This window comes from Aquincola agrisoli (assembly GCF_036621135.1).
Classification (GTDB): Bacteria; Pseudomonadota; Gammaproteobacteria; order Burkholderiales; family Burkholderiaceae_C; genus Aquincola; species Aquincola agrisoli.
Map to the genome: position 1 here is coordinate 807,608 of NZ_JAZIBG010000028.1, position 18,060 is coordinate 825,667.

Genomic DNA, 18,060 nt, shown 5'->3' on the forward strand with positions numbered 1-18,060 from the left:
TGGCAAACTAGACGGCGGAAGCAGGCTGGCGACGCCAGGGCCAGGCTCCCCGGTCGTTCGACCTCGTCGTCAGTTTGCGTGGCATGAACATGGTGGCCGAGTGTAGCAGCGGGATACCGGCCCCCGCCTATGATGCGCGCCTCCCATGGCAGACACCCTGAACCCCGCGCAGCTCGAGGCCGTGCACCACCTGAACGGCCCCTGCCTCGTGCTGGCCGGCGCCGGCTCCGGCAAGACCCGCGTCATCACCCACAAGATCGCGCGCCTGCTGCAGGCCGGGCTCGAGCCCAGGCAGATCGCGGCCATCACCTTCACCAACAAGGCGTCGCAGGAAATGCGCGAGCGCGCCAAGTCGCTCGTGGGCCCGCGCGCGGCGAAGGACCTGGTCGTCAGCACCTTCCACTCGCTGGGCGTGCGCATGCTGCGCGAGAGCGGCACGCGGCTCGGCCTGAAGGAGCAGTTCTCGATCCTCGACAGCGACGACGTGCTGGGCGTGCTGCGCGACGCCGGCGGCACGACCGACGCCGCCACCGCGCGCCGCTGGCAGTGGACCATCAGCCTGTGGAAGAACCAGGGCCTGAACAGCGACAGCGCCCTGCACGCGGCCAAGGACGCCGACGAGCAGGTGGCCGCGCGCGTGATGAAGCTCTATGAGGAGCGCCTGTCGGCCTACCAGGCGGTCGACTTCGACGACCTCATCAGCCTGCCGCTGAAGCTGCTGACCACCGACGACGAGGCGCGCGCCGCCTGGCAGGGCCGCTTCCGCCACGTGCTGGTGGACGAATACCAGGACACCAACGCCGTGCAGTACGAACTGCTGAAGGCACTGGTGAGCCACCCCGACGACCGCATCGCCGGGCGCTTCACCGCCGTGGGCGACGACGACCAGAGCATCTACGGCTGGCGCGGCGCCACGATCGACAACCTGCGCCGGCTGCCGCAGGACTTCCCGAACCTGAAGGTCATCCCGCTGGAGCAGAACTACCGCTCCACCGGCTCGATCCTGCGCGCGGCCAACAACGTCATCGCCGGCAACCCGAAGCTCTTCGAAAAGAAGCTGTGGAGCGATTTCGGCGACGGCGAGCCGGTGCACCTGATGGAGTGCGACGGCGAGGAGCACGAGGCCGAGCGCGCGGTGGCGCGCATCCAGTCGTTGCGTGCGCAGGGCGGACAGGTGAAGTTCAGCGACTTCGCCGTGCTCTACCGCGCCAACCACCAGGCGCGTGTGTTCGAGCAGAAGCTGCGCGGCGCGCAGATCCCCTACAAGGTGTCGGGCGGCCAGAGCTTCTTCGACCGCGCCGAGATCAAGGACCTGTGCGCCTGGCTGCGCCTCCTGGTCAACCAGGACGACGACCCCGCCTTCCTGCGCGCGGTGACGACGCCCAAGCGCGGCATCGGCCACCAGACACTGGGCAAGCTGGGCGAATTCGCCGGCAAGTGGAAGCTGAGCCTCTTCGAGGCGCTGTTCTCCGAAAGCCTGGGCGTCGCGCTCAACGCGAAGGCCATCGGCGGGCTGCACGAGTTCGGCCGCTACCTGAACGACCTGGAACACAAGGCCCGCCACACCACCGGCGGCGAGGACGCCAAGGCGCTGCTGCTGGAATGGCTGAAGGACATCGGCTACGAGCAGCACCTGTACGACGGCGAGGAGAGCGAGAAGCTCGCCGCCGCGCGCTGGAGCAACGTGATGGACTTCGTCGACTGGATCGCCAAGCGCTGCGGCGGCGAGATCACCCAGGAAGGCGGCACCTTCGAGACCGAGAAGAAGAGCGTGCTCGAGGTGGCGCAGACCATCAGCGTCATCATCAGCCTGGCCGAGCGCGGCGACGAGCAGGACGTGGTGACGCTGTCGACGCTGCACGCCTCGAAGGGCCTGGAGTGGCCGCACGTCACGCTGGTCGGCATCAACGAAGGGCTGCTGCCGTTCCGCAGCGATTCGGAAGAGATGACGCCCGAGCGGCTGGAGGAAGAGCGCCGCCTGATGTATGTGGGCATCACCCGCGCGCGCACGACGCTGGCGGTGAGCACGCTGCGGCGCCGCAAGAAGGGCCGCGAGACGGTGCAAGGCATCCCGAGCCGCTTCATCCTGGAGATGAAGCTGCACGAATCGCACAACAAGGAAGACCCGCGCGAGCGCCTCAAGCGGCTGCGCGCCGAACTGGCCGCCAAAACGGCCACGGCACCTGCAGCCTGACCCGCGCCGCGCCCTTGCGCACAGGCACGGACCCTCGAAACGCAAGAAGGCGCCTGGAACCCAGGCGCCTTCTTGGCGGGATGGCCGCGGCGGCTACAGAACGCCCTGGAATACCACCAAGACGAGCAGGACGACAACCATGGCCATTTGGACGGCTCTTTGTTGATTCATGTACGGGTTCTCCCTTAATTTCTTGTAGCGTACAAGCTTCAAAGGGGGAACGCCACCACCCTACAGGCGGGTAAACGTAACGGTATGTCTTTTTTGCATGACCCTGCCGGCTCGTCTCGGCCCGCGGCGCTGGACGTTTACTGCTTGACGGCTTCCACCTGCACGATCAGCCGGACGTTGTCGCTGAAGCCGTAGTTCAAGCCGTAGTTCACCCCGAACTGGCTGCGGGCGATCGTGGTCTCGAAGTCGCCGCCGCACACCTCGCGCTTGAGCATCGGGCTGTTGTAGCAGTTGAACTTGTTGGCCTTCAGCGTGACCGGCAGCGTCTTGCCGAGCAGCGTCAGCGAGCCGCCGACTTCGGTGACCTTGTCGCCGTTGAAGCTGAACTTGTCGGCGACGAACTTGGCCGTCGGGAATTCGGCCGCGTTCAGGATGTCCTTGCTCTGCAGGTGCTTGTCGAAGGGCGCCGTGCCGCTGTTGACCGAGGTCGTGTCGATCGTGATCTCGACCTTGCCCGTCTTGGCCGCGCGGTCGAAGCTGACCGAGCCTTCCTTCTTGTCGAACCGCGCCCGGTTGGTCGAGGTACCGAAATGGTCGATCTCGAAGGTCACGAAGGTGTGCGTCGGGTCGATGGCGTAGGTGTTGGCGTGGGCGGGTGCCGCCAGCGCGACGAAGGTGGCAGCGAGGGCGAGAGCGGTTTTTTTCATGGGTCGGACATCCTCGGCAAGAGGAGCAAGGGTTGGAAAGAGGGGGCGCCGGCGCGGGCGCGGAGCCGGATCAGAGTGCGCCGATGCCGGTAAGTTGCAGCTTGAACTTGACCTGCACGTCGTTGGCGACCATCGAGGTGTCGGCCCACTCGCCTTCACCGATCTTGAAATCGCCGCGCTTGATCGTGAAGGCGCCGGTGGCCGTCGTGGTGCCGCCCGCCTGGGCCAGCGCCACGGGCACGACCACGTCGCGCGCCTGGCCCTTGATCGTCAGCTTGCCCGCCACGTCGAACTTGCCGGCCCCCGTCGGCTTGACCGTGGTCGACTGGAAGCTCGCCTGCGGGAACTTGGCGGTGTTGAACCACAGCGGCTTGACCACCTCGGCCTCGCTCTCCGGCGCGCCCAGGCTGATGCTGGCCAGGTCGATGGTGAGGCCGATCCGGGCGGTCTCGGGTTTCTTGGGATCGAAGGCGACCTGCGCGTCGAACTTGCGGAACTTGCCGTCGACCGGCACACCCATCTGGCGGCTGGTGAACTGGATGTCGCTTTGCGCCGGCACGAGCTTGGCATCGGCCTGCGCCCAGGCGGGCGAGGCGGATGCCGCCGCCCACACGGCGGCGGCCAGCAGCGCACGGACGAGGAGCGGGCGGGCGGCGGAAGACGGGATCGTGTGCTTGTACATGGAGAACCTCAGGGGCGGCCGGGCAGCATGCGGCGCAGCAGCCCGTCGCGGTCGATGAAATGGTGCTTGAGCGCCCCGGCCGCATGGAGGACGACCAGCGCCGCCATCGCGTAGGCCAGCCGGCCGTGCCAGGGCTTGATCGCCTCGGCCAGCGCCTTGTCCGCCGGCACGAAGTCGGGCAGCGGCAGCACGCCGAACACCACGATCGGGAAGCCCGAGGCCGAGCTGTAGGCCCAGCCCACCAGCGGCACCGCGAAGAACAGCAGGTACAGCAGGTGGTGCGTGCCGTGCGCGGCCCGCCGCTGCCACGCCGGCATCGGCACGTCGGGCGGCGGGCGGTGCGTCAGGCGCCACAGCAGCCGCAGCGCCGACAGGCCCAGGATCACGGCACCCGCCCACTTGTGCCAGTTGTAGAGCTTGAGGCGCTGCGGCGAGAAGGGCATGCCGGTCATCTGCAGCCCCACGAAGAATGAGCCGATGATCAGCACGGCCAGCAGCCAGTGCAGCGCGATCGCGGTGGATGTGTAGCGCAGGGGCGGGGACGACATGGCTCGGCAGTGTGCCGACGGCGCGCACCGGGCCTGTTCAGCGCGCTTGACCTCAGGCTTCAGACGGGTTGAACGCCGTCCGGTTCCGTGCACAGCCGCGCGAAGGCCTGCGCCACGCCGTCGTGCTCATGCGGCGGCAGCAGCCGGCGGCGCAGCGCGAAGTCCAGGGTCACGAGCGCCGCGTCCACCGTCATCTCGCCGGCGCGGGCCCGGGCGAGCGCCTCGTCCACGGGCAGGCAATGGAACTCGGCGACCTCGCCGTCCTGGTTGACCGGCTGGACGCCGGCAGGCAGCGCGAGGTCGAACACATGCAGCCGCTCGGCCTGCAGGCCTTCGGGGACGTCCCGGTGCAGGCGCAGCACCCGGCCAGGCTGCGCGGCGGCGAACCGCGCCGCGGCCAGCCCCGCCTCCTCCCAGCCTTCGCGCACCAGCGTCTCGAACGGCGACTGGCCCAGCGGCACGCCGCCGCCGACGAGGTTGTCGAGCTTGCCGGGGTCGGTCGCCTTGCTGAGCGCGCGCCGTGCGATCCAGAGGTGCGTGGGGCGCCCCGAGGCATCGGCGACATAGCCGTTGGCATGCGCGCCGGCCGTGAGCGTGCCCCAGAACCGCGCCGCCGCACGCTCGATCACCGCCAGGGCCGGCGCGCCCGCCGCCGCGGCGGGATCGACCACGGCGTAGCGTTCGTCGCGCCAGCCGGGAATCAGCCCACGCGCACGCAGGCGGTCGTTGACCTCCGACAACCATGCCGTCGCCTGCGCAGCCTGCGAGAGGCCGACCCCGGTCGCCTCCACCCGGCACAGGGCCGGCCGCGTCGACGCCGCGGCGAGCAACGCCAGCACGCCCAGGTGCGCCACGCCGACGCTGCCCACCGCCGTCCGGCCGAGCAGGAAGGGCACCCTCGCCTGCTCGCACCGGCAGGCCTGTTCGACGCACGACCACCCGAGCTGGGACATAAGGGCCGCATTCTTGCGCAGGCGCGACAATCCGCGCATGTTCCCGCGCCGCCGTACCGCCACCGCCGAAGCATGCGGCCTCCACCACGCCCCTGCCGGCACGGCGCCGGGCCGCCGGTCGACGGGGCCCGGCCCCACGGCATGGTGAGCGGCGTGCAGCGCCCGCTGCAAGGCATCGGCTTCGTCGTGATCGCCGTCGCCTGCTTCGCCGGCCTCGACACCGGCACCAAGATGGTCAGCAACGTCGTGCCGGTGGTGATGGCGGTCTGGTTCCGCTACCTCTTCCAGGCGCTGGTGACCGCGCTGGCCATGCTGCCGCGCCGCGGCCTGGGCATGCTGCGCACCCGCCGGCCCGGCCTGCAGTTCGCGCGCGGCGCGCTGCTCACGGCCTCCAGCGCGTTCTCGTACCTCAGCCTGCGCCACATGCCCGTGGGCGAGTTCACCGCGATCGTGATGCTGACACCGCTGATCATCACCCTGATGGCCGCCACCTCGCTCGGCGAGCGCATCACGCCGCTGCGCTGGCTGTGCGTGGGCGGCGGCTTCGTCGGCGCCCTCACGGTCATCCGGCCCGGCGGGGAGATGTTCACCGTGGCCAGCCTGATGCCGCTCGGCCTGGTGGCGACCAACGCCGCCTACCAGCTGCTGACGAGCCGGCTCGCGAAGACGGAAGACGCCGCCACCATGCACTTCTACACCGGCTGCATCGGCGCCGGGCTCGCGACGGTGCTGCTGCCGTTCGCATGGACCCCGCTGAGCGCCGGTGTCTGGACGGTGCTGGTGCTGATCGGCATCTGCAGCACGCTGGGGCACTACCTGCTCATCCTCGCCTACAGCCGCGCCCCGGTGGCGGTGCTCACGCCCTACCTGTACCTGCAGATCGCCTTCGCCACGCTTGCCGGATGGATCGCGTTCTCCCATGTGCCGGACGGCTGGTCGATCACCGGCATCGCGATGATCGGCGTGTGCGGGGCCCTGGGCACCTGGCTGACCGCCCGCGACCGGCGCCACGCCACGCGCTGAGCCGCGCCCACCGCCGCCAGCCTAGGACAGGGCCATCAGGCTCGCATTGCCGCCGGCCGCCGCGGTGTTGATCGACACGCTGCGTTCGACCAGCAGCCGCTCCAGCAAAAAAGCGCCCGCCTCGTGGCGGCCGGGGGCCGCGGCCTGCAGGCCGACGATGGGGCCGGCGCGCTCCGCCAGCGCACGGCTGGCCTCTTGCACGGCCTGGGCGGTGCCGTGCAGCAGCACCGCATCGAAGGCCGCCTCGCGCAGCGCCGACGGTGCCGTGCCCTCCAGCAGCCGGACGCGCGCGCGCGCCAGGGCCGGCAGCGTGTCGAACACCGCGCGGCCCGCGCCCTCCGCCGGCCACACCGCCGTCGAGCCCACGGCCAGCACATGCGCCAGCTGGCAGCGCAGGTCGTCCGCGTCGCCCGCCAGGCAGAGCACCGCGGTGCGCGGCAGCCAGCGGTAGAGGTTGCGTTCCCCCGTCGGGCCCGGCAGCACCTGCTGCGCCGCGGCCGGCGTGTCGTCGGCCAGGCGGGCGCAGCAGGCCCGCAGCGCGGGCGATCCCTGCGCCGCGTCGCGCAACGCCAGCAGGGGTGCCAGCGCCTGCGCTCGCGCACCCGGCGCCGCGACCACGGCCGCGGGCGGCACCGGGTCCGCGGGGGACGGCGGCCATGCGCCGCCCGCCACCAGCCGCCGCAGGTACAGCGGCCCGCCCGCCTTCGGCCCGGTGCCCGACAGCCCCTCGCCGCCGAACGGCTGCACGCCCACCACCGCGCCGACGATGTTGCGGTTGACGTAGTGGTTGCCGGCGTGCACCTGCTCGGTCACCTGGGCGATGGTTTCGTCGATGCGGGTGTGCAGCCCCAGCGTGAGGCCGTAGCCCGTCGCGTTGATCTGCGCGATCAAGGCGTCCAGCCGTTCCCGGCGGTAGCGCAGCACGTGCAGCACCGGCCCGAAGACCTCGCGCTGCAGTTCGGCCAGCGACTCGATCTCGATCACCGCCGGGGCGACGAAGCTGCCGTACGCGATCGCCTGCGCATCGGCCGCCAGGCGCAGCACCCGGCGGCCCTGCGCGGCCATCGCGGCGATGTGCGCCTCGATGCCTTCGCGCGCCGCCTCGTCGATCACCGGACCGACGTCGGTCGACAGGCGGTCGGGCACGCCCAGCGAGAGCGCCTGCAGCGCACCGCGCAGCATCGCCAGCACGGGGTCGGCCGAGTCTTCCTGCAGGCACAGCACGCGCAGCGCCGAGCAGCGCTGGCCCGCGCTGTCGAAGGCCGAGGCGATCACGTCGGCCACCACCTGCTCGGCCAGCGCCGACGAGTCCACGATCATCGCGTTCTGCCCGCCGGTCTCGGCGATCAGCAGCAGCGGCTGGCCGCGCTCGTCGAGCCGGCCGGCCAGGCTGCGCTGCAGCAGCCGGGCGACGTCGGTGGAGCCGGTGAACATCACGCCGCGGATGCGCTCGTCGGCCACCAACGCGGCGCCCACCGTCTCGCCCGGGCCGGGCAGCAGCTGCAGGGCCCCCGCCGGCACGCCGGCCTCGTGCAGCAGGCGCACGGCCTGCGCGGCGATCAGCGGGGTCTGCTCCGCGGGCTTGGCCAGCACCGTGTTGCCGGCGGCCAGCGCCGCGGCCACCTGGCCGGTGAAGATCGCCAGCGGGAAGTTCCACGGGCTGATGCAGACGATGGGCCCCAGCGGGGCATGCGCCTCGGTCAGCTCGGCGCGGGCCTGCGCGGCGTAATAGCGCAGGAAGTCCACCGCCTCGCGCACCTCGCCCACGGCGTTGGCGAGCGTCTTGCCGGCCTCGCGCACGATCAGCCCGAGCAACGGCTGCATCTGCGCTTCCAGCGTGTCGGCCGCGCGCTCGAGCCGCGCGGCGCGCTCGGCCGGCGGCGTCGCGGCCCACGCGGGCTGCGCCGCCACGGCGGCAGCCGCCGCCTGCGCTGCATCGGCCGGCGTGGCGTCGACGACGTGGCCGACGACATCGCGCCGGTCGGCCGGGTTGGTGACGGGCTGCGGGGTGCCGGCCGACGGGTCGGCGCCCGCCAGCACCGGCGCCGCGCTCCATGCCTGCCCCGGCCTCAGCAGCGCGCCGGCCAGCGAGGCCAGCCGGTGCTCGTTCGACAGGTCGATGCCGCTCGAATTGCGCCGCGCCGTGCCGGCCGGCCCGAACAGCGCCTGCGGCAGCGGGATGGCCGGGTGCGGCAGCCCCGCCTCGCCGTCGGCCGCAGCCTGCCGGTCCACCGCCGCCACCGGGTCGGCGACCAGCTCGGCGATCGGCACGCCGGCATCGGCGATGCGGTGCACGAAGGAGGTGTTGGCGCCGTTCTCCAGCAGCCGGCGCACCAGGTAGGCCAGCAGCGTCTCGTGCGTGCCCACCGGCGCGTAGATGCGGCAGGGCCGCGCCAGGCCGCCCTCGGCGCGTGTGCCCACCACCTGGCCGTACAGCGGCTCGCCCATGCCGTGCAGGCATTGGAATTCGTACTGCCCCGCGTGGTAGTTCTGCCCCGCCATCGTGTGGATGGCCGCCAGCGTGTGGGCGTTGTGGGTGGCGAACTGCGGGAACACCGCGTCGGGCGCCGCCAGCAGCCGGCGCGCGCAGGCCAGGTAGCTCACGTCGGTGTGCACCTTGCGGGTGTAGACCGGGTAGCCCTCCAGGCCGTCGACCTGCGCGCGCTTGATCTCGCTGTCCCAGTAGGCGCCCTTCACCAGCCGCACCATGATGCGCCGCCGCGTGCGGCGCGCCAGATCGACGATGAAGTCGACGACGTGCGGGCAGCGCTTCTGGTAGGCCTGCACCACGAAGCCGATGCCGTGCCAGCCCTCCAGCCCCGGCTCGGCGCACAGCAGCTCCAGCAGGTCGAGCGACAGCTCCAGCCGGTCGGCCTCCTCGGCGTCGATGTTGAGGCCGATGTCGTAGTGCCGCGCCAGCAGCGCCAGCGTGCGCAGCCGCGGGTACAGCTCGGCCATCGTGCGCTCGACCTGCGCGCGGCTGTAGCGCGGGTGCAGCGCCGAGAGCTTGATCGAGATGCCCGGCCCTTCGTAGATGCCGCGCCCGGCGGACGCACGGCCGATCGCGTGGATCGCCGCCTCGTACGCCGCCAGGTAGCGCTGCGCGTCGGCGTCCGTCAGCGCCGCCTCGCCGAGCATGTCGTACGAGTACCGGAAGCCCTCGGCCTCGCGCCGGCGCGCGTTGGCCAGCGCCTCGTCGATCGTCTGGCCGGTGACGAACTGCTCGCCCATCAGCCGCATCGCCATGTCCACGCCCTTGCGGATCAGCGGCTCGCCGCTGCGCGCCACCACCCGCGCCAGCGCGCTGGCCAGCCCCGTCTCGTTGTGCGTGGTGACGAGCTTGCCGGTCACCACCAGCCCCCAGGTGGCCGCGTTGACGAAGAGCGAGCCGCTGCGCCCCAGGTGCGCCGCCCAGTTGCCGTCGCCGATCTTGTCGCGGATCAGCGCGTCGCGTGTCGCGGCATCGGGGATGCGCAGCAGCGCCTCCGCCAAGCACATCAGCGCGACGCCCTCCTGGCTCGACAGCGAGAACTCCTGCACCAGGCCCTGCACCAGCCCTTCGCGGCCGCCGGCCGACTTGCGCTCGCGCAGCGTCGTCGCGAGCTGGCCGGCCAGCTGCTCCGCCGCGGCTGCCTGGGCAGGCGCCAGCCGCGCCTGCTCCAGCAGCAGGGCGACGGCCTCGGGCTCCGGCCGCCGATAGGCGGAGGTGACGGCCGCGCGCAGCACGCTTTGAGGCCGCAGCTGCGCCGCGAAGTCCATGAACGGGCGGGGGGCGTCTGTTGGCGTCTGCATCGCAAGCTCCGGGGTGCCCAGGCACTATAGGAACGCACCCCCGGCAAGGCAACGCGAGCCGGCCTGCCGCGGGGAACGGCGGCGGCGGCGCCCCGCTGAGGGTCTGCCACCACGCGGCCGCGCCGCCACCTCGGTAGCATGGGTACTGCTCGCGACTCGAAACGGCTCCCCTCGATGGTCAGTCACCTTCCCTTGCTGCGGGTGCTCGCCGACATGCTCGACAGCCTCGACGTGGCGCTGTGCGCATTCGACGAAGACGACCGGCTGCAGGTATGGAACCGGCACTTCCTCGTCTTCTTCCCGGAGCACGCGGCGCACATCCACGTCGGCGAGCCGTACCGGGAGAACCTGCGCCGCTTCTACGAAGGCCGGCTCGGCCCCGAGGAACGCCCCCAGCTCGAGCGCTACGTCGAAGAAGGCGTCGCGCGGCACCATGCGCAGCGGCGGCCCTTTTCGTTCGAGCACCGCGGCCAGCGGCTGCAGGTGGCATCGCTGCCGCTGCCGCAGGGCGGCCGCCTGCGGATGTGGCGGCGCCAGGAGGGCGCCGAACCCGCCGCGACGCCGGCCGGCGAGGCGGTGCCCGATGCGCTCGGCGGCACGGCGTGGTTCGACCACATCGCCGACGGCGTGGCCGTGGCGGCGGACGACGGCCAGCTGCTGGAAGTGAACCAGGCGTTCGTCGTGATCTACGGGCTGCCCGATCGCGTGGCGGCGCGGGGGCGGCAGTTCACCGAGGTGTACCGCCAGGCCTGGCAAGGCAGCGAGGACGCGCCCGAGTTCGAGCAGGGCCTGAGCGTGCTGGCCGAGCGCATGCGCTTCACCGGTGCGCCCTTCGAGGTGCCGTTGCCGGGCGGGCGTTGCAGCCGGGTGATCGAGGAGCGTCGCCCCGACGGCCGCGTGTTCGCGGTGCACGCCGACATCACCGCGCTGAAGCGGCAGCAGCGCCAGCTGCGGGAGGCCGAGCAGCGCGCACGCGACAGCGAAGCCAGCCTGCGCGCGAAATCCGCGTTGCTGGAGGCCACGCTGGAGCGGATGGACCAGGGCGTGGTGATGGTCGACGCCCGGGGCCTGGTGGAGGTGTGCAACCGGCGCGCGATCGAGCTGCTGGGCCTGCCCGAGGCGCTGATGGCCGGCAAGCCGCACTTCCAGGCGGTGATCGACTACCAGGTGCACCAGGACGAATTTGCCGATGCGCCGGAGGAGGTGCGCCGCATCGTGGCGGCAGGCGGCATGCTGGACCGGCCGAACGTCTACGACCGCAAGCGCCCCGACGGCCGGGTGATCGAGGTATGCACGGTGCCGATCGACGGCGGCGGCATGCTGCGGACCTACACCGACATCACCGAGCGCCGGCGCCACGAGGAGCGCATCCGCCATGTCGCGCAACACGACGGCCTGACCGCGCTGGCCAACCGGGAGGTCTTCCTGGAGCAGCTGGCCGCCGCGCTGCAGCGCAGCCCCGAGCCCTTCGCGGTGCACTTCATCGACCTCGACCGCTTCAAGCCCATCAACGACGAGCACGGCCACGCCACCGGCGACAAGGTGCTGGCCGAGGTGGCGCTGCGCATGCGCGCGGTGGCGCGCGACACCGACATGGTCGCGCGCATCGGCGGCGACGAGTTCGCGATCCTGCAGCGCCATGTGCAGGCGCCCGACCAGGCGCTGGGCCTGGCGCACCGGCTCGCCGAGCAGATCGCCGCGCCGATGGAGATCGACGGCGTGAAGCTCGACGTCGGCGCGTCGATCGGCATCGCGGTGCACCCGGAGGCGGGGCTGGACGCAGACACCCTGCTGCGCCACGCCGACGCGGCGATGTACGCGGCCAAGGGCCGCGGCCAGGCCGTGCTGCTGTTCGACGGCAGCCTGCCGCCGCGCGGACGCAAGGCCTAGCGGCGGCGCGCTACAGCGCCGCCGTCAGCCCGCCGTCGACGGTGAGCACCTGCCCCGTCATGAAGCCCGCCTCGCGCGAGCTGATGAAGACGACGGCCGCCGCCAGGTCCTGCGGCGTGCCCCAGCGCCCGGCGGGCGTGGCCGCGCGCAGCCAGGCGTCGAACTCGGCATCGTCCTGCAGCGCCTGCGTCAGCTCGGTGCGGATGTAGCCCGGCGCCAGCGCGTTCACCGTCACGCCCCGGTCGGCCAGCTCGGCCGACCACTGGCGCACCAGCGCATGCAGCGCGCCCTTGGCCGCGGTGTAGGCGGTGACGTTGCGCCGCCCGCGCAACGCCGTCACCGAGCCGGTGAACAGGATGCGCCCATGCCCCCGCGCCACCATGTGCCGCGCCGCGTGGCGGGCGATCGCCCACTGCGCGGTGAGGTTGGTGAACAGCACCTGCTCGAACACCGGTTGCTCGAACTCGAGCAGCGGCGCGCGGTGGTTGATGCCGGCGTTGGCGAAGAAGATGTCGATGCGGCCGTGGCGCGCCTGCAGCTCGTCGAGCGCCGCGGTGGCGGCCGGCACGTCGTTGACGTCGAAGCACGCCACGTCGACCGCCAGGCCATCGGCGCGCAGGGCGTCGCGCACCGGCAGCACCGCTTCCGGCCGGCGGCCGTTCAGCACCACGGTGGCGCCCTGCCCGGCCAGCGCACGCGCGGCGGCCAGGCCGATGCCCCGGCTGGAGCCGGTGACCACGGCCACCTGGCCGGCCAGGTCGAACAGCGATGTGCCCATGCCCTCAGAATGCCACGCCGGCCGCGCCTTTCAAGCCCAGCAGGTCGCGCGCCTCGTCGGGCGTGGCGATCTGCAGGTTCAGCGCCTCCAGCACGGTGCGGATGCGCGTGACCTGCTCGGCGCTCGAGGCGGCCAGCTGGCCCGGGCCGATCCACAGCGAATCCTCCAGCCCCACGCGCACGTTCGAGCCCATCGCCGCGCCGATCGTGGCCAGCGGGATCTGGTGGCGCCCCGCGCCGAGGATCGACCAGCGGTACTGGTCGCCGAAGAGCCGGTCGGCCGTGCGGCGCATGTGCATCAGGTCCTCGGGGTCGGGGCCGATGCCGCCGAGGATGCCGAACACCGACTGGATGAAGATCGGGCCCTTCACCAGCCCGCGCTCAACGAAGTGGTGCAGGTTGTAGAGGTGGCTGATGTCGTAGCACTCGAACTCGAAGCGCGTGCCGTTGGCGTTGCCCAGCTCCAGGATGCGCTCGATGTCGGCGTAGGTGTTCTTGAAGACCAGGTTGCGGCTGTTCTCCAGGTGCTGGCGCTCCCAGTCGTGCTTCAGCTCGGGAAAGCGCTGCAGCATGGGGAACAGGCCGAAGTTCATCGAGCCCATGTTCAGCGAGGCCAGCTCGGGCTGGAAGGTAGTGGCCGGGCGCATGCGCTCGTCCACCGTCATGTGAGGACTGCCGCCGGTGGTGATGTTGATCACGGCGTTGGTGGCGGCCTTGATCTGCGCCAGGAAGGGGCGGAACAGGTCCGGATCCTGCGACGGCTTGCCGTCCTTCGGATCGCGTGCATGCAGGTGCAGGATGGCGGCGCCCGCGGCGGCGGCGTCGATGGCGGCGCGGGCGATCTCGTCGGCCGTCACCGGCAGGTGCGGCGACATGCTGGGCGTGTGGATCGCGCCGGTGGGCGCGCAGGTGATGATGACTTTGCGGGATGCGCGTGCCATGGTGGTGTGGGCCTCGGTGGGTTGTCTGGACAGGTTCAGTCTTCTTGCGCCGCTTCACGCTTGTGGCGTGCGAGCTGCATCAGCCGCTTGTCGCGCCACAGCCGCCGCTGCACGAGCTGGTCGGCCGGCAGGAGCGCGCGGCGTTCGGCGTCGAGCGCGGCCACCAGTTGCGGCGACCAGGGCTCGGTGGAGGTCTGCTCCTCGGCGATCGACTGGTACAGCCCGCCGTAACGGCCGCAGTAGTCGGCCAGGCCGCCGGGGGCATTGAGGTCGATGGTCTCGAATGGGCCCATGAAGGCCCAGCGCAGGCCCAGGCCGTCGCGGATCGTCGCGTCCAGCCCGTCCACATCGACGTAGCCCTGCTCCACCAGCCGGAAGGCCTCGCGCAGCAGCGCGCCCTGCAGCCGGTTCAGGATGAAGCCCTCCAGCTCGCGCTTGACGATCACCGGCCGCTGGCCCACGCGCACCATCAGCGCGTCGGCGGCCTGCACCGCGTCGGCCGCCGTCCACGGCGCGCCGCACAGCTCGACCACCGGCACCAGGTACGGCGGGTTCACCGGGTGCGCGATCAGGCAGCGGTGGCGGCCGGGCAGGTCCTCGGTGAAGGCGGAGGCGGGGATGCTCGACGTGGAGCTGGTCAGCACCGCGCCGGGCGGCGCGAGGGCGTCCAGGCGCGCGAAGATGTCGCGCTTGATCGCCAGCACCTCGGGCAGGTTCTCCTGCACGTAGGCCACCCCGGCCAGTGCCGCTTCGAGCGTGGCGCAAGGCTGCAGGCGCGCGCGCAGCGCGGCGGCATCGTCGACCAGGCCTTGCGCCTGCAGCTCGTCGAGCTGGCCGGCGATGAGCGCCACGGCGCGGTCGAGCGCGGCGGCGTCGCCGTCCCACAGCGCCACGTCGCAGCCCCCGCGGGCGAACACGATGGCCCAGGCTTGGCCGATGAGGCCGGTGCCGATGACGGCGACTTTCATGCGGTGTGCTCCTTCAACTCAGGGCCTGGGTGTGGCCGTCGACCGCCAGTTCCTGGCCGGTGACGTTGCGCGCCAGGTCGCTGGCGGCGAACAGCGCCATGTGGGCGACATCCTGCGCCGTGACCATGCGGCCCAGCGCGGCCTGGCCGGTGTAGTCGCGCGTCACTTCCTCCAGCGGCTTGCCCAGCGCCTGGGCCTTGGCGGCGATCACCGCGCGGATGCGCGGCCCGTCCACCGCGCCGGGCAGGATGGCGTTGACGCGGATGCCGTCGCCGCCCAGCTCGATGGCCAGCGACTTGGTGAAGCCCACCACCGCCCACTTCGAGGCCGAATAGGCCGAGCGCCCCGGCATGCCCAGGTGCCCCGCGGCCGACGACAGGTTGATGATCGACGGCCCCCGGCCCTGGCGCAGCCGCGGCACCGCCAGCCGCGCGCACAGGAACTGGCCGGTGATGTTGACGGCCAGCGTGCGCTCCCAGTCGGCGAGCGACAGTGTCTCGACGCCGCCGGTCGGCCCCGCGATGCCTGCGTTGTTGACCAGCACGTCGAGCCCGCCCAGCCGGGCATCCACCGCTTCGAACAGCGCGGCCACGTCGGCTTCGCTCGACACGTCGGCGCGCACGCCCTGCACGCCGGGCAGGTCGGCGTCGAGCCGGTCGAGGTTCTCCTGCCGCACGTCGCACACCAGCACGCGCGCGCCGGCGCCCGAGAACGCCCGGGCGATCTCCAGCCCGATGCCGTCGGCGCCGGCCGTGATCAGCACCCGCTTGGATGCCAGTGAAGGTTCAGCCCATGTCATCGAATGTCTCCGTCCATCACACGCCAAGTCAGACCCACAGCTTCTCGCGGCGGAAGGCCAGGTCCTTCAGCAGCGGCAGCGCCGGGCCGAAGTGGGAGACGCGGCCGCGGTCGAGCACCAGCGCGGTGTCCGACAGCGCCAGCGTCAGGTCCAGGTTGTGGTCGACGATCAGGATCGTGACCTTGCCCTTGAGCCGCAGCACCGCGTTGAAGACCTCCTCCGTCATCGCGGGCGACAAGCCCTCGAACGGCTCGTCGAGCAGCAGCACGCGCACGTGGCCGGCCAGCGCGCGGGCGATGGCCACCATCTGCTGCTCGCCGCCCGACAGCAGTTCGGCATTCACCTCGTAGCGCTCGCGCAGCCGCGGGAACACCTCGAAGATGCGCTCGTCGCTCCACGCATCGGCCTCGGGCCCGCTGCGGCGCAGGCGGCCCAGCATCAGGTTGTCTCGCACCGTCAGCCCGGGGAACAGGCGCCGGCCCTGCGGCACGAAGGCGATGCCCAGGCGCGCCATGGTCTCGGGCACCGGCGTGCGCACCGCCTGGCCGGCGATGTGCACCTCGCCGTCGCCCAGCCGCGCCAGGCCGATCAGGCTCTTCAGCAGCGTCGACTTGCCGGCGCCGTTGCGGCCCAGCACGGCCATGATCTCGCCCTCATGGGCCTCGAAGCCGATGCCCGAAAGGATGTGGCTCTTGCCGTAGAAGGCCTCGATGCCCTGCACCTTCAGCGACACCGCCTCGGCCACCTGCGATGCGGGCACCTTCTGCGCCAGCGCCTCGGTGCCCGAGCCGATGTAGATCTCGCGCACCCGCTCGTCGGCCTGCACCCGTGCGGAGTTGCCCTCCACCAGCACCTGGCCCTGGTTCATCACGGTGATGTGGTCGGAGATGGCGAACACGCGGTCCACGTCGTGCTCCACCAGCAGCACGCCGATGCGGTCGCCCAGCGCGCGGATCAGGCGGCCGATGCGGTCGCGCTCGGCCACGGCCAGGCCGGCCAGCGGCTCGTCGAGCAGCAGCACGCGCGGCGCCGAGCCCAGCGCCAGGCCCATGTCCACCAGGCGCTGGCCGCCGTACGACAGGTCTTCGGCCGTCGCGTGCTCCATGCCGGTGATGCCGAGAAAACGCGTGAGTTCGTCCGTCTCGCGCTGCACGTCGGGCAGCGCATCCACCCGCCGCCAGGGCGAGGTGCGCGCGCTGCTGCGCGCCATCACCGACAGCACGAGGTTGTCGCGCACGCTCAGGCCCTTGAACAGGTTGGTGATCTGGAACGAGCGGGCGATGCCGGCACTGCACACGCGGTCGGGCGACGCGCCTTCGAGCTGCCGGCCGGCGAAGGCCACGGTGCCCGCGCTGGGCGCGAACATGCCCGACAGCAGGTTGAAGAACGAGGTCTTGCCCGCGCCGTTGGGACCGATCAGCGCATGCACGCCGCGGTCAGCCACGGTGACGGTGACACCCGCCACCGCCTTCACGCCGCCGAAGCTCTTGGTGATGCCCCGGGCCTTGACCGACTCGCCGCGGCTGTGCGGCAGGAAGGCCGGGAACTCGCCCACCGTGGGCGGCGTGCTGCGCGCCGACATCGCGGCCTCGGTGGTCTTCTCGGGCACCACCATGCGCCACAGCCGCGTGCCCACGCCCACCAGGCCGCTCGGCGAGAAGAGGATGAAGCCGATGAACACCAGGCCGAAGTACAGCAGCCAGTTCTCGGTCAGCATCGACAGGTATTCACGGAACAGCAGGTAGAACAGCGCACCGATGATCGGCCCGGCGTAGCTGCGCATGCCGCCGATCAGCACGATGGCCAGCAGCTCGCCCGAGAACGTGACCGACAGGCTCTCGGCCGAGGCGATGCGGTGGTTGAGCACGAAGAGCCCGCCGGCCAGGCCGGTGACGGTCGACGAGACGATGAACGCCAGCAGCTTGTAGCGCCGCACCGGGTAGCCGAGGAAGGCGGCGCGGGTCTCGTTCTCGCGGATCGCCAGCAGCACCTTGCCGAAGGGCGATTCGGTGAGCCGCAGCAGCGCGGCCGCCACCAGGAAGCCGATGACCGCCACCAGCGTGTAGAAAGCCGCGGGCGTGTCGAGCGCGACGCCGAACAGCGTGCCGCGCTGGATGCCGCCCAGGCCGTTTTCGCCGCCGGTGAGCGCCGTCCAGCGGTAGGCCACCGCGAAGCACAGCGCGCTGAAGGCCAGCGTCAGCAGCGAGAAGTACACGCCGCGCCGGCGCAGCACCAGCGCACCGACGGCGGCGGAACCCGCCACCAGCAGCACCAGCATGCCGGCGATGGGCAGCAGCACCTGCTCGGGGAACCAGCGCAGCTGCAGGATGGCGACCGCGTAGGCGCCGATGCCGAACCACGCGCCGTGGCCGAACGACACCAGGCCGGCATGGCCCAGCAGCACGTTCAGGCCCAGGCCGACGATGGCCAGCACCACGCAGTCGACCGCGGAGGTGACGGTGAGGCCGCCGGCCAGCAGCACCTGCGGCAGCAGCACGAGGCCGATGGCGAGGGCGAGCAGCGTCTTGTGCTCGCGGGTCAGCGCGGGCTTGGCGGCCTGCGGGCTGGGCCCGGCGGCCGGGCCGGAGGGATGGGTGCGGAGCTTGGCGTCCATG

Annotated in this window: 13 protein-coding genes; 3 read left to right on the forward strand and 10 right to left on the reverse strand. The window is 71.8% G+C overall.

What is annotated here, in order from left to right:
* Positions 1-145 precede the first annotated feature (145 nt).
* Positions 146-2,194, forward strand: a complete 2,049-nt coding sequence (locus V4F39_RS15475) for an ATP-dependent helicase (RefSeq protein ID WP_332290492.1) — start codon at positions 146-148, stop codon at positions 2,192-2,194.
* 308 nt (positions 2,195-2,502) lie between these two features.
* On the opposite strand, the gene V4F39_RS15480 is transcribed toward V4F39_RS15475, so the two are convergent.
* The 4 genes from V4F39_RS15480 to V4F39_RS15495 form a co-directional block, all read right to left on the reverse strand.
* Positions 2,503-3,072, reverse strand: coding sequence for a YceI family protein (locus V4F39_RS15480; RefSeq protein WP_332290493.1), 570 nt, complete (start codon positions 3,070-3,072; stop codon positions 2,503-2,505).
* Positions 3,073-3,142: 70 nt separating this feature from the next.
* Entirely contained in the window at positions 3,143-3,754 is a 612-nt protein-coding gene (locus V4F39_RS15485; protein ID WP_332290495.1) for a YceI family protein, read from the reverse strand.
* A gap of 8 nt (positions 3,755-3,762) precedes the next feature.
* A complete protein-coding gene (locus V4F39_RS15490) occupies positions 3,763-4,302 on the reverse strand; it encodes a cytochrome b (protein WP_332290497.1) in 540 nt (179 codons plus the stop codon).
* 59 nt (positions 4,303-4,361) lie between these two features.
* Positions 4,362-5,198 carry an NUDIX hydrolase gene (locus tag V4F39_RS15495; protein WP_332290498.1) on the reverse strand — a complete coding sequence of 279 codons (837 nt, stop codon included), beginning with the start codon at positions 5,196-5,198 and terminating at the stop codon, positions 4,362-4,364.
* A 129-nt stretch (positions 5,199-5,327) separates the two neighbouring features.
* Between V4F39_RS15495 and V4F39_RS15500 the strand changes: the two genes are divergently transcribed.
* Positions 5,328-6,278: a DMT family transporter gene (locus V4F39_RS15500; protein WP_332290499.1), complete on the forward strand. Its 951-nt coding sequence runs from the start codon at positions 5,328-5,330 to the stop codon at positions 6,276-6,278.
* Between the two features lie 21 nt (positions 6,279-6,299).
* On the opposite strand, the gene putA is transcribed toward V4F39_RS15500, so the two are convergent.
* Positions 6,300-10,070, reverse strand: a complete 3,771-nt coding sequence (gene putA / locus V4F39_RS15505; protein ID WP_332290500.1) for a trifunctional transcriptional regulator/proline dehydrogenase/L-glutamate gamma-semialdehyde dehydrogenase — start codon at positions 10,068-10,070, stop codon at positions 6,300-6,302.
* A gap of 174 nt (positions 10,071-10,244) precedes the next feature.
* On the opposite strand from putA, the gene V4F39_RS15510 reads away from it, so the two are divergent.
* Positions 10,245-11,960 (forward strand): PAS-domain containing protein, encoded by a 1,716-nt coding sequence (locus V4F39_RS15510; protein WP_332290501.1) that lies wholly within the window; start codon positions 10,245-10,247, stop codon positions 11,958-11,960.
* 10 nt (positions 11,961-11,970) lie between these two features.
* On the opposite strand, the gene V4F39_RS15515 is transcribed toward V4F39_RS15510, so the two are convergent.
* The 5 genes from V4F39_RS15515 to V4F39_RS15535 are packed head-to-tail and all read right to left on the reverse strand — an operon-like array spanning position 11,971 to position 18,059.
* Positions 11,971-12,738 carry an SDR family NAD(P)-dependent oxidoreductase gene (locus V4F39_RS15515; protein WP_332290502.1) on the reverse strand — a complete coding sequence of 256 codons (768 nt, stop codon included), beginning with the start codon at positions 12,736-12,738 and terminating at the stop codon, positions 11,971-11,973.
* Between the two features lie 4 nt (positions 12,739-12,742).
* On the reverse strand, positions 12,743-13,678 hold the full coding sequence (kce, locus tag V4F39_RS15520; protein ID WP_332290504.1) for a 3,5-dioxohexanoate:acetyl-CoA acetone transferase: 936 nt from the start codon (positions 13,676-13,678) through the stop codon (positions 12,743-12,745).
* Between the two features lie 35 nt (positions 13,679-13,713).
* Positions 13,714-14,646, reverse strand: a complete 933-nt coding sequence (locus V4F39_RS15525) for a 3-hydroxyacyl-CoA dehydrogenase (RefSeq protein ID WP_332290505.1) — start codon at positions 14,644-14,646, stop codon at positions 13,714-13,716.
* 13 nt (positions 14,647-14,659) lie between these two features.
* The gene (locus tag V4F39_RS15530) at positions 14,660-15,445 is read right to left on the reverse strand and encodes an SDR family oxidoreductase (RefSeq protein ID WP_332290507.1); all 786 of its coding nucleotides are present in this window, start codon (positions 15,443-15,445) and stop codon (positions 14,660-14,662) included.
* 28 nt (positions 15,446-15,473) lie between these two features.
* Positions 15,474-18,059: a branched-chain amino acid ABC transporter ATP-binding protein/permease gene (locus V4F39_RS15535; protein WP_332290509.1), complete on the reverse strand. Its 2,586-nt coding sequence runs from the start codon at positions 18,057-18,059 to the stop codon at positions 15,474-15,476.
* Position 18,060: the final 1 nt, after the last annotated feature.

What these genes read in the sequence shown, in the direction of transcription:
- V4F39_RS15510 (WP_332290501.1), top strand. Translation starts at nt 10,245, where the DNA reads ATGGTCAGTCACCTTCCCTTGCTGCGGGTGCTCGCCGACATGCTCGAC.
- V4F39_RS15515 (WP_332290502.1), bottom strand. Translation starts at nt 12,738, where the DNA reads ATGGGCACATCGCTGTTCGACCTGGCCGGCCAGGTGGCCGTGGTCACC.
- kce (WP_332290504.1), bottom strand. Translation starts at nt 13,678, where the DNA reads ATGGCACGCGCATCCCGCAAAGTCATCATCACCTGCGCGCCCACCGGC.
- putA (WP_332290500.1), bottom strand. Translation starts at nt 10,070, where the DNA reads ATGCAGACGCCAACAGACGCCCCCCGCCCGTTCATGGACTTCGCGGCG.
- V4F39_RS15485 (WP_332290495.1), bottom strand. Translation starts at nt 3,754, where the DNA reads ATGTACAAGCACACGATCCCGTCTTCCGCCGCCCGCCCGCTCCTCGTC.
- V4F39_RS15480 (WP_332290493.1), bottom strand. Translation starts at nt 3,072, where the DNA reads ATGAAAAAAACCGCTCTCGCCCTCGCTGCCACCTTCGTCGCGCTGGCG.
- V4F39_RS15500 (WP_332290499.1), top strand. Translation starts at nt 5,328, where the DNA reads ATGCGGCCTCCACCACGCCCCTGCCGGCACGGCGCCGGGCCGCCGGTC.
- V4F39_RS15490 (WP_332290497.1), bottom strand. Translation starts at nt 4,302, where the DNA reads ATGTCGTCCCCGCCCCTGCGCTACACATCCACCGCGATCGCGCTGCAC.
- V4F39_RS15475 (WP_332290492.1), top strand. Translation starts at nt 146, where the DNA reads ATGGCAGACACCCTGAACCCCGCGCAGCTCGAGGCCGTGCACCACCTG.
- V4F39_RS15530 (WP_332290507.1), bottom strand. Translation starts at nt 15,445, where the DNA reads ATGACATGGGCTGAACCTTCACTGGCATCCAAGCGGGTGCTGATCACG.
- V4F39_RS15525 (WP_332290505.1), bottom strand. Translation starts at nt 14,646, where the DNA reads ATGAAAGTCGCCGTCATCGGCACCGGCCTCATCGGCCAAGCCTGGGCC.
- V4F39_RS15535 (WP_332290509.1), bottom strand. Translation starts at nt 18,059, where the DNA reads ATGGACGCCAAGCTCCGCACCCATCCCTCCGGCCCGGCCGCCGGGCCC.